The 15,295-nt window shown below is 65.1% G+C and carries 11 protein-coding genes; 2 read left to right on the plus strand and 9 right to left on the minus strand.

The features are described from left to right. Positions 1–46: 46 nt before the first annotated feature. Positions 47–940, minus strand: coding sequence for a dioxygenase family protein (locus tag FXB41_RS03820; protein WP_007598146.1), 894 nt, complete (start codon positions 938–940; stop codon positions 47–49). Positions 941–1,055: 115 nt separating this feature from the next. Beyond that, complete coding sequence (pcaF, locus tag FXB41_RS03825) at positions 1,056–2,264, minus strand: 3-oxoadipyl-CoA thiolase (RefSeq protein ID WP_219679781.1); 1,209 nt, start codon at positions 2,262–2,264, stop codon at positions 1,056–1,058. Positions 2,265–2,480: 216 nt separating this feature from the next. Between pcaF and mutS the strand changes: the two genes are divergently transcribed. After that, a complete protein-coding gene (gene mutS, locus FXB41_RS03830; RefSeq protein WP_219679783.1) occupies positions 2,481–5,219 on the plus strand; it encodes a DNA mismatch repair protein MutS in 2,739 nt (912 codons plus the stop codon). Positions 5,220–5,328: 109 nt separating this feature from the next. On the opposite strand, the gene FXB41_RS03835 is transcribed toward mutS, so the two are convergent. From FXB41_RS03835 to FXB41_RS03860, 6 genes are all read right to left on the minus strand, one after another. Next, positions 5,329–7,005, minus strand: a complete 1,677-nt coding sequence (locus FXB41_RS03835; protein ID WP_007598150.1) for a methyl-accepting chemotaxis protein — start codon at positions 7,003–7,005, stop codon at positions 5,329–5,331. 359 nt (positions 7,006–7,364) lie between these two features. Further along, on the minus strand, positions 7,365–8,174 hold the full coding sequence (locus FXB41_RS03840) for a hypothetical protein (protein WP_219679785.1): 810 nt from the start codon (positions 8,172–8,174) through the stop codon (positions 7,365–7,367). Positions 8,175–8,240: 66 nt separating this feature from the next. After that, the gene (locus FXB41_RS03845; RefSeq protein WP_212303282.1) at positions 8,241–8,750 is read right to left on the minus strand and encodes an OsmC family protein; all 510 of its coding nucleotides are present in this window, start codon (positions 8,748–8,750) and stop codon (positions 8,241–8,243) included. Positions 8,751–8,820: 70 nt separating this feature from the next. After that, the gene (locus FXB41_RS03850; protein WP_219679787.1) at positions 8,821–9,606 is read right to left on the minus strand and encodes an ABC transporter ATP-binding protein; all 786 of its coding nucleotides are present in this window, start codon (positions 9,604–9,606) and stop codon (positions 8,821–8,823) included. Positions 9,607–9,610: 4 nt separating this feature from the next. Next, positions 9,611–10,456, minus strand: coding sequence for an ABC transporter permease (locus FXB41_RS03855; RefSeq protein WP_219679789.1), 846 nt, complete (start codon positions 10,454–10,456; stop codon positions 9,611–9,613). A 216-nt stretch (positions 10,457–10,672) separates the two neighbouring features. Further along, positions 10,673–11,644 (minus strand): aliphatic sulfonate ABC transporter substrate-binding protein, encoded by a 972-nt coding sequence (locus tag FXB41_RS03860; protein WP_219679791.1) that lies wholly within the window; start codon positions 11,642–11,644, stop codon positions 10,673–10,675. A gap of 187 nt (positions 11,645–11,831) precedes the next feature. Here FXB41_RS03860 and FXB41_RS03865 point away from each other — a divergent pair, with 187 nt between their 5' ends. Further along, a complete protein-coding gene (locus FXB41_RS03865; RefSeq protein ID WP_219679794.1) occupies positions 11,832–14,621 on the plus strand; it encodes a [protein-PII] uridylyltransferase in 2,790 nt (929 codons plus the stop codon). 142 nt (positions 14,622–14,763) lie between these two features. On the opposite strand, the gene FXB41_RS03870 is transcribed toward FXB41_RS03865, so the two are convergent. After that, positions 14,764–15,294, minus strand: a complete 531-nt coding sequence (locus FXB41_RS03870; protein ID WP_219679797.1) for a methylated-DNA--[protein]-cysteine S-methyltransferase — start codon at positions 15,292–15,294, stop codon at positions 14,764–14,766. Between the last annotated feature and the right edge of the window lies 1 nt (position 15,295).

Genomic DNA, 15,295 nt, shown 5'->3' on the forward strand with positions numbered 1-15,295 from the left:
CCAATCATTATAGGATATAACTAATTGGGGGAAGCGGCTTTGAGCCCTATTTGATCGGCGGACGCGGCAGGACGGCCTCGCCGGCTTCGAGCCGGTAGACATGGTCGAGCGAATACCATGGCGTCGCGACGTCGCGCTCGCTCGGATGTGGCGTGTCATGGCGCAGGAACTTGCCGATCAGCGCCTTGGTCACGCCGAACTGCACGTCGCTGTCGATATGCGGATCGGCGGGGTCGTAGACCTGCGAGATCAGCACCTTGAATCCGGGCTTGAAGATCAACGCATGCAGGTGCGCGGGACGATAGGGATGCCGGCCTTGCGCCTCCAGAAGGCGGCCGACCACGCCGTCGGTCGGAATGGGATAGCCGACCATCATCACGGAGCGGAAAGAGAAGGCTCCGTCGTGGTCGGTCGTAAACTTGCCGCGCAGGTTCATGTCGGCCTGCTCGGGGTCCTGGTTTTCATAGAGACCCACGGGCGATGCGTGCCAGACATCGACCTCGGCGCCGGCGACGGGACGGCCGTCCTTGTCCACGACGCGGCCGTTGACGAACAGCGGCGCGCCCGGCGTCTCGGAGCGGACGATCGATCCCCCATTTTCCACCCGCGGCGAGTTCAATCGCCAGAACGGTCCGAGCAGCGACTGGTCGGTTTCCGTGTTGCCCTGGTCGCCGTTGTTCAGCAGGCACACCAGCGGCGAGACGCCGAGCGAGCCTGCCATCAGCACGACCTCGTTATGCGTGTCGGTCGAGAGCTTGCCGAGCTCGGCGATGACAGCCGTGGCGTCGCGAAACTCTTTCTCCGTCAGGCGAACGTCGCGGACGAAGGCATGCAGGTGCTTGACCAGAGAGACCATGATCTGGCGCAGCCGCGGATCTGACGTCCGCTCCATCACCGCCAATGCCGCGGCCGTGACGTCCTGCTCGCTCGCGATGATCATGGCACGGTTTTCTCCCTGTCGTTCCGGGGCAGCCCGAGGGCTGAACCCGGAATCTCGAGATCCCGGGTTCGGTGCAAATGCCCCGCCCCGGGATGACGGCACGCTGCGCGTCTCGTCAATTCAGCTTCTCGATCGCGACAGCCACGCCCTGGCCGACGCCGACGCACATGGTGGCGAGCGCCAGCTTGCCGCCGCGCTTCTCCATGCCGTGCACGGCGGTGAGCGCGAGGCGCGCGCCGCTCATGCCGAGGGGATGACCGAGTGCGATCGCGCCGCCATGCGGATTGACGAAATCGGCATCGTCGGCAACGCCGAGCTGGCGCATGCAGGCGATACCCTGCGAGGCGAAGGCTTCGTTGAGCTCGATCAGGTCGAAATCGCTGATGTTCTTGCCGAGACGCTCCATCAGCTTGCGGGTGGCCGGCACCGGGCCGATGCCCATGATGCGCGGCGGCACGCCGGCGGAGGCCAGGCCGAGGATGCGCGCGCGGGGTGTCAGGCCGTGCTTCTTCACGGCAGCCTCGGACGCCAGGATCATCGCGGCAGCGCCGTCATTGACGCCGGAGGCGTTGCCGGCGGTCACCGTGCCGGGATTGCGCACGATCGGCCTGAGCTTGGTCAGGGCTTCCAGCGTGGTCTCGGGACGCGGATGCTCGTCCTTGTCGACTGTAACAGGGCCGGCCTTGCCGCCGGGAATGGTGATCGGGATGATCTCCTCGGCGAAATAGCCGGCCGCGATCGCGGCGCCCGCGCGCTGCTGCGAGCGGATCGCGAAGGCGTCCTGATCGGCGCGCGAGACCTGGAATTCCTCGGCGACGTTCTCGCCGGTCTCGGGCATCGCGTCGACGCCATACTGCGCCTTCAGCAGCGGATTGATGAAGCGCCAGCCGATCGTGGTGTCGAAGATCTCAGCCGAGCGCGAGAACGCTTCCTGCGCCTTGCCCATCACGAAGGGCGCGCGCGTCATGGATTCGACGCCGCCGGCAATCGCAAGCTCGATCTCGCCGGAGCGGATGGCGCGGCCGGCGGCACCGACCGCATCGAGACCGGAGGCACAGAGCCGGTTCAGGGTCTGGCCTGGAACCGAATCCGGCAGGCCCGCAAGCAGGAGCGCCATGCGTGCAACGTTGCGGTTGTCCTCGCCGGCCTGGTTGGCACAGCCGAAGAAGACCTCGTCAACCTGTGCCCAATCGAGATTGGGGTGCTTGGCCATCAGAGCCTTGATCGGGGCCGCCGCAAGGTCGTCGGCACGCACCTTGGCGAGCGAGCCGCCAAAACGGCCGATCGGGGTCCGCACGGCATCGCAGATAAAGACGTCACGCATCGTTGTTCTCCCTGAATGCCGCGATCCGGCCTAAATTCTTGAATGTCGGCGGAGTTTTAGGAGGGTGCCCGCGGGAGGTCAATTGACCGATACGCGCGTGTTCCTGGGGGTGCGCACGCGAGTTGCGCATGCCGCGGTGCGGACAACGTGGAAAACCTCCCCTTCCCGGCCAAAGCGATAGGAGCGCGGGGCGAAATTTTGTAGGTTGCGCCGCCCATGACAATGCAACAACCGATCCCTGTACCGCCCCCCGACGATACGCCCGCGCCGCAGGCGGAAGCTGCCGCGCGCGTGACGCCGATGATGGAACAGTACCTTGAAATCAAGGCGGCGCATCAGGGCCTCTTGCTGTTCTACCGGATGGGCGACTTTTACGAGCTGTTCTTCGAGGACGCAGAGATCGCCTCCAGGACACTCGGCATCGTCCTGACCAAGCGCGGCAAGCATCAAGGCGCCGATATCCCGATGTGCGGCGTGCCAGTCGAGCGCTCCGAGGATTATCTGCACCGGCTGATCGTCGCCGGGCACCGGGTCGCGGTGTGCGAGCAGACCGAGGATCCCGCCGCCGCCAAGGCGCGCGGCAACAAGAGCGTCGTGCGCCGCGGCGTGGTGCGCCTGGTCACGCCGGGCACGCTGACCGAGGACACGCTGCTCGACGCGCGCGCCAACAATTACCTGCTGGCGCTCGCGCGCGCGCGCTCGTCTGCGGGCGGTGACCGCTTTGGCCTCGCCTGGATCGACATCTCGACCGCCGAATTCACGGTGACGGAATGTTCGGGCGGCGAACTTGCCGCGACGCTGGCACGCATCAATCCGAACGAGGTGATCGTCACCGACGCGCTCTATAACGATCGCGAGCTCGGACAGACCCTGCGCGAGCTGCCGGCGGTGACGCCGCTGACCCGCGACGTCTTCGACGGCGCCACCGCCGAGAAGCGGCTATGCGACTATTTTGCCGTCGCGACCATGGACGGACTGTCCCAGCTCACGCGGCTGGAAGCCACTGCCGCCGCCGCCGCCGTCACCTATGTCGACCGCACCCAGGTCGGCAAACATCCGCCGCTGTCGCCGCCCGCGCGCGAAGCCTCGGGCGCGACCATGGCGATCGATCCCGCCACCCGTGCCAATCTCGAACTGACGCGGACCTTGGCCGGAGAACGCCGCGGCTCGCTGCTCGATGCGATCGACTGCACGGTGACCTCGGCCGGCTCGCGCCTGCTGGCGCAGCGGCTTGCCGCGCCGCTGACCGATGCGGCGACGATTGCGCGGCGGCTCGATGCCGTCGGCAGCTTCGTTGCCGACTCGGCCGCGCGCGAGGACATCCGCAGCATCCTGCGCGGCGCCCCCGACATGTCGCGGGCGCTGGCCCGTATATCCGTCGGCCGCGGCGGGCCGCGCGACCTCGCCGGCCTGCGCGACGGCATCATCGCCGCCGACCAGGTGCTGACGCGGCTTGACGAACTCGACCAGCCGCCGCAGGAGATCGCCGTGGTGATGGCGGCGCTGCAAAGGCCATCGCGCGAGCTCGCGGCGGAATTCGCCAGGGCGCTCGACGATCAACTGCCGCTGATCAAGCGCGACGGCGGGTTCGTTCGCCAAGGCTATGAGCCTGCGCTGGACGAAACGCGGAATCTCCGCGACGCCTCGCGCCTGGTGGTGGCCTCGATGCAGGCGCGCTACGCCGACAACACGGGTGTGAAGAGTCTCAAAATCCGGCACAACAACGTGCTCGGCTATTTCGTCGAGGTCACCGCGCAGCACGGCGACAAGCTGATGTCGGCGCCGCTGAACGCAACCTTCATCCACCGCCAGACGCTGGCCGGCCAGGTCCGCTTCACCACCTCGGAACTGGGAGAGATCGAAGCCAAGATCGCCAATGCCGGCGACCGCGCACTCGGACTCGAGCTCGAAATTTTCGAGCGGCTCTGCGCCAAGGCTCTGGCAATCAGCGAGGAGCTGCGCGCCGCCGCCCACGCCTTTGCGCTGCTCGACGTCGCGACGTCGCTGGCCAAGCTGGCGATCGACGAGAACTATGTGCGGCCCGAGGTGGACGCGTCTCTCGGCTTTGCCATCGAGGCGGGTCGCCATCCGGTGGTCGAGCAGGCCTTGAAGCGCAATGGCGAGCCGTTCATCGCCAATGCCTGCGATCTCTCGCCGGGCCCTGCGCAAAAATCCGGCCAGCTCTGGCTGCTGACCGGTCCGAACATGGCCGGTAAATCGACTTTCCTGCGCCAGAACGCGCTGATTGCTCTTCTTGCTCAAATCGGAAGTTTCGTGCCGGCGACGCGCGCGCGGATCGGCATCATCGACCGCCTGTTCTCGCGTGTCGGCGCCGCCGACGATCTCGCCCGCGGCCGTTCCACCTTCATGGTCGAGATGGTCGAGACCGCCGCGATCCTCAACCAGGCCGGCGAGCGTGCGCTCGTGATCCTTGATGAAATCGGCCGCGGCACTGCGACCTTCGACGGTCTCTCGATCGCCTGGGCCGCGATCGAGCACCTGCACGAGAGCAATCGTTGCCGCACGCTGTTCGCCACGCATTATCACGAGCTGACCGCGCTCTCCGCAAAACTGCCGCGGATGTTCAACGCCACCGTGCGGGTGAAGGAATGGCAGGGCAACGTCGTGTTCCTGCACGAGGTGTTGCCGGGTTCGGCCGATCGCTCTTACGGCATTCAGGTCGCCAAGCTCGCTGGCCTGCCACCGGCCGTGATCACGCGCGCGAAATCGGTGCTGGCGAAGCTGGAAGCCCAGGACCGCGGTCAGACGGCGCGCGCGCTGGCCGACGATCTGCCGCTGTTCGCGGTGCCCTCGCGCGCCGCCGCAGAGGCCGCCCCGCCGAGCGAAGCCGAACTGCTGATGGACGCGGTGAAGGCGCTGCATCCGGACGAGATGTCGCCGCGCGAAGCACTGGACGCGCTGTATGCTTTGAAGGCCAAGCTGCCGAAGGCATGAGGTGCCGTGGGGTGGGTTAGCCGAAGGCGTAACCCACCACTTCCGTCACCGCAGAAACTAAAGAGGTGGGTTACGCTCCGCTAACCCACCCTACCGTTCCGAGCGCTGGCTACGCCCTCGCCGAGATCGCCGCTGCTTCCGCTGCGGCGCGCTGCATGCTGGTCGACATCTCGTTGGTCACCGTGCTTTGCTCTTCGATTGCCGCCGCCGTCGACGTCACATATTCGCTGACGTTGCTGATGGCCGTCTTGATCGAAGCCAGGGCGGTGACGACGTCTCCGGAGATACCGTTGAGGCTACCGATCTCAGCGCCGATCTTGTCAGTGGCCTGCTTGGCTTGGTTAGCGAGGCTCTTGACCTCCGAGGCCACCACTGCAAAGCCCCGACCGGCTTCGCCGGCGCGGGCGGATTCGATGGTGGCGTTAAGTGCAAGGAGATTGATCTGCCCGGTGATGTTGTTGATGAGCTCGACGATCCCGCTCATCGCCAGCGCCGCTTCAGTGAGGCGCTGGGCCTGGGCATCAGCGGAAGCGACCTGCTCCACCGCGCTCATCGCGGTCTCGCGCGATTTGGTCATGGCCTCGGAAATCTCCCGCACTGAGGCGTTCAGTTCCTCCGAACCCGCGGCGACCGATTCCATCATGCTGCGGACGCGCTCGTTGCCCATGCGGACCAGCACCTGCTTCGTGACGTCGGTCGCATATTTCACGACCTTGAACGGCTTGCCGTTGAGATCCATGATCGGGTTGTAGGAGGCCTGGATATAGACCTCCTTGCCGCCCTTGCCGATGCGCTTGTATTCGGCCGCCTGGTACTGGCCGCGGTTGAGCGCGGCCCAGAACTCGCGATAGCCATTGCCATCGCGCTCCGAGGGCTCGACGAACATGCTGTGGTGCTTGCCTTTGATCTCCGCCAGCGAATAGCCGAGGGCACCGAGGAAATTGGCATTGGCGGTGATGATCGTGCCGTCCATGTTGAACTCGATCACCGCCTGCGCCTTCTCGATCGCCGCGATCTGGCCGGCGAGATCGGCGGTCTTCATCTTCTCGGCGGTGACGTCGGTGGCGAACTTGGCGACGCCGAAGGGCTTGCCGTTCTCATCGAGTAGCGGATTGTAGGAGGCTAGAATCCAAACCTCGCGGCCGCCCTTGCCGATGCGCTTGAACTCGCCAGCCTGGTATTCGCCGCGGTTTAGCTTGGCCCAGAACTCGCGATAGGCCGCGCCGTCGCGCTCGGCCTGAGGCACGAACAGGCTGTGATGCTTGCCCTGGATCTCGGCAAGCGAATAGCCGAGCGCCTTGCAGAAATTCTCGTTCGCGGTGACGATGGTGCCGTCGAGCTTGAACTCGATCACGGCCTGGGCGCGGCCCACAGCAGCGATCTTCGAAGCGTCCGTCATGCTCCGGATCTTCTTCTCGGTGATTTCGGTCGCAATCTTGGCGACCATCACCGTCTTGCCGTCGCCGTCGAGCACCGGATTGTAGGATGCTTCGATCCAGATCTCACGGCCGCCCTTCGCGATCCGCTTGAACTCGCTTGCCTGATACTCGCCGCGGTTCAATGCGGCCCAGAACGCCTTGTACTCGGCGCTATCGCGCTGATCGGCCGGCATGAACATGGCGTGCTTCTTCCCCTTGATTTCGTCGAGGGAATAGCCGAGGGCATTCAAGAAATTTTCGTTGGCGTGAAGGATCGTGCCGTCCATGGCAAACTCGATCATGGCCTGCGAGCGCCCGATGGCTGCGAGCTGAGCGTCCGCGTCGTTGCGGGACTTGCGACCAAACATCAGTGAATCTCCAAAATCATGAAATTGCGTGACGGGATCAGGGGACGTGACGGCGCGGCACACGCACCGAATTCCAATCGAAAATTCCGCCGGTAAACTCGCGTTGCGAAGACCGAGGCGGGTACGCAAGATGATTGAATACCTAGAAGACTCGAATAAAGTGCTAACGAATTCTGGGAAAGGCGATGGCCGACAAAGCAGCCTAAAGCTGTACGACGGCACGCCTTACACGCTGCTCGGTCCGCGCTGAATTGAAATGGCCTTGGTCCTTCAGGGGTTTGAAGGAAAGCGTCTCGTGATCGGTCATGGCGAGTTTGCTACGGAAGAATTCGGCGACGCCGTGCCGCATGTCCGTAGTGTCACGGTGCTTGCCGCGCCTTGTGCAACGTACTGCGCCCGATCCCCCATAGCGTAAGGTTCCAAACGATGCACGTGGCGAGTGCAAGCCCAAGACCGATGGCCGAACCGAACCATTCCACCGCCACGTGCATTGTGGCGATCGCCATGCCGAATCCGAGCAGGCCCCAGGCGGAGTTGGCGAGCACGGCAGCAGTCGGAGGGCCGCCGATGCGGGGATGCAGGATCACCATGATGCTGGAGAACACCACCGGGTACAGCGCGATGATGCCGCTGATCCGGGGACCGACCCAGCCCGAGGTCGAGACGACGATCGCGACCAGGGTCGCGACCAGCGCAGCCCGCATCGGCACGTCATACCAGCGCCGCGTCACCAGCGGCATCTTCGCGTGGCGATAGCCCGCGAGCAGCGGAATGCAGATGCCGAACGCGATCAGATTGGCGGCGAGCCCGGCGGTGAGCGACCAGTCGAACTGCTTGATGATCGATGCGAACACGATCCAGACTGCGACCGCGCTTCCGCAACTCACCAGAAGGCTGCGCCGCTGTGCCAGCACCACATAGGTAACGCACATGAAGATCGTCGCTGCATTGACCGGCAAGCTCGACAGTGCGCCCTGCGCGATGAAGGCGGCATCGTGGTCGAGCGCGAGGAAGACGTAGGATGGTCCGGCCGAGACCGGCAAGGTCGCGACCAGCGCTCCGATCACCGGCCCTGAGCGCTCGGTGATGATCGACGCCGTCACGACGAACGCCGCCGCGACCATCATGCGCAGAACGAGGATGAGGATGAAGTGGAGCTCGGGGGACATTTTTTTCTTTGTCGTCCCGGGCTTCGGCGAGACGACACTAATTGTGGGGCGAGCGGCCTTCGCTCGCTACATCCGCTGCATCGAGACCGAAACCTTCGGGCCGTTCTTGATGGTCTGGTAGACCACGCAATAGCGTTCGGTCAGCTTGAGCAGCAGGTCGAGCTTGTCTTGCGGCGCATCAGTGTCGACCTCGAAGCGCAGACGGATCTCGGCGAAGCCGACCGGGGTCTCCTTGTCGACGCCGAGCGTGCCGCGGAAATCGAGATCGCCCTCGGCGTAGACGTTGCCGGTCTTCAAGGGCACCTCGATCGCGGTCGCGACCGATTTCAGCGTGACGCCGGCGCAGGCGACCAGCGCCTCGAGCAGCATGTCGCCGGAGCAGAGCTCGAGGCCGGAGCCGCCGGTTGCGGGATGCAGGCCGGCCATTGCGATGGCGCGGCCGGTCTCGACCTTGCAGGCGATGCCTTCGCTGTCGGTCGAGCCCTTGGCCTTCAGCGTGATCATCGCGGTCTTGGGATCGGTCTTGTAGCGCTCCTTGATCGGGGCCTGCATCTGGCGCAGTTCTGCGGCGTCCATCTTGTTCTCTCCCGGAAAAATCGTCTCTACGAAGTACCGGCTTGCGATGTACCGGCTCAGAGAGAAATTGTCACCACCACATGGCCTGACCGGGACCCTGGGTTGCGTCACGGTCGGGCACGTTGCGGTCGAGCGAGCGGTCGAGTGACGTCAGCACACTTCGCTTGAAATTCTCGAACAGCGGCGCATTGCGGTCGCGTGGCCGGCCGAGATTGATCTCGATCTGATCAAACAGCCGGCCCGGCCGCGGCCGCATCACCAGCACGCGGTCGGCCAGCACCACGGCCTCGTCGACGTCATGCGTGACGAGGATGAGCGTCGGCCGCGTGTCGGCCCAGAGATCGAGCAGATGATCCTGGAGGTCCCTGCGGGTGAAGGCATCGAGCGCCGAGAACGGCTCGTCGAGCAAGAGCACCTCGGGCTGCGGCACCAGGGCGCGGGCGATCGCGACGCGCTGTGCCTGCCCGCCCGAGAGCTCGCGCGGCCAGGCCTGCGCCTTCTCGGCGAGCCCGACGCGCTCCAGCGCACGCGCCACCTTCTCGCGCCGCTCGGTCGCGGGCCCATCGGCAAGACCAAAGCCGATATTGTCGGCGACGCTGAGCCAGGGCAGCAGCCGCGGCTCCTGGAAGATGATGCCGATCTTGGCATGCGGCGCGGCGATCGCCTCGTTGTCCAGCGTCACCGTGCCCGAGCTTGCGCGGTCGAGGCCCGCAATGGCGCGCAGCAGCGTGGACTTGCCGCAGCCCGAGCCGCCAATGATGGCGACGATCTCGCCTTGCCTGATCTCGGCGGAAAAACGCGCCAGCGCCTGCACGCCGTTGGGATAGGTCTTGCTGACCCGATCGAGCGCCAGCATCGCCTTATGCTCCCGTCGTACGCCCGAAGGCGTCCTGCCAGCGCAGGAAGGGCGCAGCCGCGATCTCGATCAACCCATCCGTGAGCTTGCCGAGGATCGCGAAGATCACGATGGCGGCGAGGATCTGCGCGGGCTTGCCGAGCTGCTGGCCGTCGAGCAGGAGATAGCCGAGCCCTTCGGACGCGCCGATCAGCTCGGCCGCCACCACGAACATCCAGCCCAGACCAAGACCGACGCGCAACGACACGACATAGGCCGGCAGCACCGCGGGCAGCAGGATGCGACGGATCATGGCAGGTCCGGAGAGACGGAAGGTGCGACCGACCTCGACGATCTTGCGATCGACAATGAGGATCGCGCCCATCACGCCGAGATAGACCGGGAAGAACACGCCGACCGCGATCAGCGCAATCTTCGAGGTCTCAAAAATGCCGAGCCAGAGGATGAACAGCGGCACCCAGGCCAACGATGGAATTGCGCGCAGCGCCTGCACGGTCGGATCGAGCAGCCTCCGCGCCAGCGACCAATAGCCGGATATGGCGCCGAGCAAGGTGCCCGCGACCACGCCGAACGCAAAGCCGAGACCGACGCGCCACAGTGTCGCGGCGATGTGACGGACCAACTCGCCGGAGCGGGCAAGATCAACGATGGTGGCGAACACGCGCGAGGGCGGCGGCACCAGCCGGCCGTTGGACCAGCCGCGCCAGACCAGGAACTCCCAACCGAGCGCGAGGGTGAGCGGCAACAACACACCCAGCAATGGACGCCCATAACGCGACAACCACGAAGGCGCAGCGGCGCTTTCGGCCGGTTCCGTAGTCTGTTGCAGGACTCGCGCGTCGGAGATCATGGCCGGTAGGAAGCGCGTCTTGAGCGAGATTGCAACACTACTCTTGCCATGCCCTCCGCTGCTTTTTCCCTTCTCCCCTTGCTGCGGGAGAAGGTGGCGCGAAGCGCCGGATGAGGGGTTCTCTCGGCTCGCAATACTGATCGTGAGGAAAGAACCCCTCACCCGCCTCGCTTCGCGAGGCACCCTCCCCCACAAGGGGGGAGGGAAAGAGCCCCCTCAATTCGTTGGCAACGGCACCTGGTCGTCGATCAACGCATCCAGCGTCGCCTTCACATCGACCTTGGCGTCGACGACGCCGGCCTGTTGCAGTGCGAGGCCCGCGGCGAGGATCGATTCACGCTGGGGCGCGCCGATGCGGCTGTGAGTGAGCTCGGTGCGCTCCTTGAGCTGCTTGTCGACGACAGGCTCCGGCAGCTTGGTCACGGCGATGAAGGTCTTCTTGAGCTCGTCGTAATTCGCCAGCGAATATTTGCGCGCCTCTTCGTAAACGGCGAGCACGCGGCGGGCGGCGTCCGGATAGTCCTTCAAAAACTGCTCGCGCACATTGAGGATGCCCCAAGTGTTGGCCTCGGCCTTGCGGTAGAACAGTTTCGCGCCATCCTCGACCTCGGCCTGCGCCATCATCGGATCCAGCCCGGCCCACGCATCGACGTCGCCGCGGATCAGCGCGGTCTTGCCGTCGGCGTGCTGGAGCAGCACCGGCGTGATGTCCTTTTCGGTGAGACCTGCGCCAAGCAGCGCGCGCACCAGGAAAATATGCGGATCGGTGCCGCGCGTCACCGCGACGCGCTTGCCCTTGAGGCCGGCCACATCGGCGATCTTGGAATCCTTTGATGTCACCAACGCCGTCCATTCGGGACGCGAATAGACGTAGATCGACTTGATCGGGTTGCCGTTGATACGTGCGACCAGCGCCGCCGAGCCCGCGGTCGAGCCGAAATCGATCGAGCCCGCATTGAGGAATTCGAGCGCCTTGTTGGAGCCGGCCGACTGCACCCAGGTGACGGTGATGCCGTCCTTGGCGAACTCCTTTTCCAGGAGCCCCTTCTGCTTCAAGACCATCGACACCGGATTATAGGTCGCCCAGTCGATGCGGATTTCCTTGAGCGGATCCGCCGCCCGCGCCGCGGGGGACACGGCGAGAGCGACCGCTCCCGCCAGCAGTATGCGTCGTGTAATCCTGATCACGCCCGGCCTCCTCAAAACTTCATTGTTTTTCAATGAGTTATATCTAGAGGTCAACGAGAAAATCCATCCCTCGAAAGCGCGCCGGCCGAGAACAGCTTTACCCAAAGCCGCACCTTTCCAGCATGGAACGACCATTGCGAGAGAATGGCGGGTGACAGCGCCTGCCGCCTCTTATATCCGGTGAGACATGGACAGCGTCGCGACTGAGCACAAGGCCGAGGTGGACGATCGCTTCGACACCGCGCGGATCACCGCCGCGGTCGATGCGCTTGCCGAGAAGCACCAGGGACGCGAGGACGCATTCCGCACGGCCATGGCGCAACTGCTCAAGGCCGAGCTGATTGCGTCGCGCGCCGCGGCACAGACGATCCTGCTGAAGGACCGTCACGGCCGGCGCTGCGCCGAGCGGCTGTGCCACGTGCAGGACGAGATCATCCGCATCCTGTATTCGGCCGCGACCCGCCATCTCTACCGCTCGCCGATCCCGAGCGGTGCCGAGCGCATGGCGGTGGTGGCGACCGGCGGCTATGGCCGCGGCCTGATGGCTCCCGAGTCCGACATCGATCTGCTCTTCATCCTGCCCTACAAGCAGACCGCCTGGGGCGAGCAGGTCGCCGAGGCCATCCTCTATTGTCTTTGGGACATGGGGCTGAAGGTCGGTCACGCCACCCGCTCGGTCGACGAGTCGATCCGGCAGGCGCGAGGCGACATGACCATCCGCACCGCGATCCTGGAGACGCGCTTTCTTACCGGCGACCGGCCGCTCTATGACGAGCTGGTCGCCCGCTTCGACAAGGAGGTCGTGCAAGGCACTGCGTCGGAGTTCGTCACCGCCAAACTCGCCGAGCGTGAGGAGCGGCATCGCCGCGGCGGTCAATCGCGTTATCTGGTCGAACCCAACGTCAAGGACGGCAAAGGTGCGCTCCGCGACCTGCACACGCTGTTCTGGATCGCAAAATACGTCTACCGCGTGAGCGACACCGACGAACTGGTCGACCGCGGCGTGTTCGACGCGCAGGAATACCGTACCTTCCGCCGCTGCGCCGACTTCCTCTGGTCGGTACGCTGCAATCTTCACTTTTACTCCGGCCGCGCCGAAGAGCGCCTCTCCTTCGACCTTCAGCGCGAGATCGCGGTCCGGCTCGGCTACACCTCGCATCCCGGCATGCAGGACGTCGAGCGCTTCATGAAGCACTACTTCCTGGTCGCCAAGGAAGTCGGCAACCTCACTGCCATCCTCTGCGCCAAGCTCGAGGACCAGCAGGCCAAGCCCGCGCCGGTGCTGAGCCGGATGATGGCGCGGCTGCGCCCCACCGCGGCGAAGCGGCGGGTGCCCGACAGCGACGATTTCATCGTCGACAACAACCGCATCAACGTTGCGGCGCCCGACGTGTTCAAGCACGATCCGGTCAATTTGATCCGGATCTTCCGCCTGGCGCAGAAGAACAATCTCGCCTTCCATCCGGACGCGATGCGCGACGTGACGCGTTCGCTTGGCCTGATCAACGCGCAGATGCGCGAGAATCCCGAGGCCAACCGGCTGTTCATGGAGATCCTGACGTCCGACAACGCGGAGATCGTGCTGCGGCGGATGAACGAGACCGGCGTGCTCGGCCATTTCATCCGCGCCTTTGGCAAGATCGTCTCGATGATGCAGTTCAACATGTATCATCACTACACCGTCGACGAGCATTTGATCCGCTGCGTCGGCTTCCTTCAGGACATCGAACGCGGCGGCATCGAGGAATTCGCGGTGGCGAGCGACCTGATGCGCAAGATCCGGCCGGAGCATCGCTCCGTGATCTACATCGCGACGCTGCTGCACGACGTCGCCAAGGGCCGGCCCGAGGACCACTCGATCGCCGGCGCCAAGGTGGCGCGACGGCTCTGCCCGCGGCTCGGCTTCAGCCCGGCCGACACCGAGCTCGTGGCGTGGCTGATCGAGGAGCATCTGACGATGTCCACGGTCGCACAATCGCGCGATCTCTCCGACCGCAAGACCATCGAGAATTTCGCCGCCGTGGTGCAGTCGGTCGAGCAGATGAAGCTCTTGACGATCCTGACCACCGCGGACATCCGCGGCGTCGGCCCGGGCGTGTGGAACGGCTGGAAGGCGCAGCTCTTGCGCTCCCTCTACTACGAGACCGAACCGGTGCTGACGGGCGGCTTCTCGGAGGTTGACCGCGGCAAGCGCCTCACGGCCGCATACGCCGAATTCCGTAACGCCTTCGCGGAATGGCCGGCGGAAGAGCTCGACGCCTATATCGGCCGGCACTATCCGGCCTATTGGCTCAAGGTCGAGCTGCCGCGCAAGATCCGCCATGCGCGCTTCGTCCGTGCCAGCGAGCAGGCCGGCCACAAGCTCGCGATCAATGTCGGCTTCGACGAGGTGCGCGGCGTCACCGAGCTGACCATCTTCGCCGCCGACCATCCCTGGCTGCTGTCGATCATCGCGGGCGCCTGCGCCTCGGCCGGTGCCAACATCGTCGATGCCCAGATCTACACCACGACCGACGGACGCGCGCTCGACACCATCTCGATCTCCAGGGAATACGATCGAGACGAGGACGAGGGCAGGCGTGCGACGCGCATCGGCGAGATGATCGAGGACGTTCTGGAAGGCAAGCTGCGTCTGCCCGAGGTGGTGGCGCGGCGCACCGTGCGCGGCAAGGCGCGGCCGTTCGTGATCGAGCCGGAAGTGACGATCAACAACCAATGGTCCGACCGCTACACGGTGATCGAAATGTCCGGCCTCGACCGGCCCGGCCTGCTCTACGAGCTGACCACCGCGATCTCGAAGCTCAACCTCAATATCGCCTCGGCCCATGTCGCGACCTTCGGCGAGCGCGCCCGCGACGTGTTCTATGTCACCGATCTCCTGGGCGCGCAGATCAGCGCGCCAACACGCCAGGCCGCGATCAAGAGCGCGCTGACCCATGTGATGGCCGGCGACAAGCAGGTTCAGCCGGCGGCGTGAGGGCGGCTGCGCACCTCTCTCCTCGCGTCGTTCCGGGGCGTCGCGCAGCGGCGAACCCGGAATCCATCGTGCCACTGGTGACGCGGAGAAATGGATTCCGGGTTCGCGCTACGCACGCCCCGGAATGACCACAGGCGGATATCTAAACCGCCACGCCTTCATGCCGGAGCAACCAACGCTTGCGCGCGAGGCCGCCGCCATACTTCACCAGAGAACCATCGGCGCCGATCAGACGGTGGCACGGCAGCACCACGCTGATCGGGTTGGAGCCGTTGGCATGGCCGACGGCGCGAATGGCTTTGGGCATGTCGATCCTGGCAGCGAGCGCGCCGTAACTCATCGTGGTGCCGGCAGGGATTTGCGTCAACGCATTCCAGACCTTCTGCTGGAACGGCGTGCCGGCGATGCGCCAGGCGATGCCTGAGAGCTGGCCGAGGTCGCCGTCGAAATAGCCCGACAGCGCGGTCCGCATGGCCGCGGGCGCGGGTTGGTCACTCAGATCCACCACACCGTAATGCAGGCGCAAGAGCTCGCGCATGCGGTGCTCGTAATCCTCCCAGTCGAGCGCGCGCAAGGCGCCCGCGGCGTCGGTGACCAGCAGCGCAATCCCGATCGGCGTCGCCAGCCGATCGAGGCCGAAGGTTACAGGTGGGTTGGTCGGTCGCGCGGGCATT

The organism is Bradyrhizobium canariense, assembly GCF_019402665.1.
In the GTDB taxonomy this organism is placed as follows: Bacteria; Pseudomonadota; Alphaproteobacteria; order Rhizobiales; family Xanthobacteraceae; genus Bradyrhizobium; species Bradyrhizobium canariense.

Bases quoted from the DNA above. Each gene is read 5' to 3' on its own strand.
- FXB41_RS03820 (WP_007598146.1), bottom strand. From the start codon at position 940: ATGATCATCGCGAGCGAGCAGGACGTCACGGCCGCGGCATTGGCGGTG.
- pcaF (WP_219679781.1), bottom strand. From the start codon at position 2,264: ATGCGTGACGTCTTTATCTGCGATGCCGTGCGGACCCCGATCGGCCGT.
- mutS (WP_219679783.1), top strand. From the start codon at position 2,481: ATGACAATGCAACAACCGATCCCTGTACCGCCCCCCGACGATACGCCC.
- FXB41_RS03835 (WP_007598150.1), bottom strand. From the start codon at position 7,005: ATGTTTGGTCGCAAGTCCCGCAACGACGCGGACGCTCAGCTCGCAGCC.
- FXB41_RS03840 (WP_219679785.1), bottom strand. From the start codon at position 8,174: ATGTCCCCCGAGCTCCACTTCATCCTCATCCTCGTTCTGCGCATGATG.
- FXB41_RS03845 (WP_212303282.1), bottom strand. From the start codon at position 8,750: ATGGACGCCGCAGAACTGCGCCAGATGCAGGCCCCGATCAAGGAGCGC.
- FXB41_RS03850 (WP_219679787.1), bottom strand. From the start codon at position 9,606: ATGCTGGCGCTCGATCGGGTCAGCAAGACCTATCCCAACGGCGTGCAG.
- FXB41_RS03855 (WP_219679789.1), bottom strand. From the start codon at position 10,456: ATGATCTCCGACGCGCGAGTCCTGCAACAGACTACGGAACCGGCCGAA.
- FXB41_RS03865 (WP_219679794.1), top strand. From the start codon at position 11,832: ATGGACAGCGTCGCGACTGAGCACAAGGCCGAGGTGGACGATCGCTTC.
- FXB41_RS03870 (WP_219679797.1), bottom strand. From the start codon at position 15,294: ATGCCCGCGCGACCGACCAACCCACCTGTAACCTTCGGCCTCGATCGG.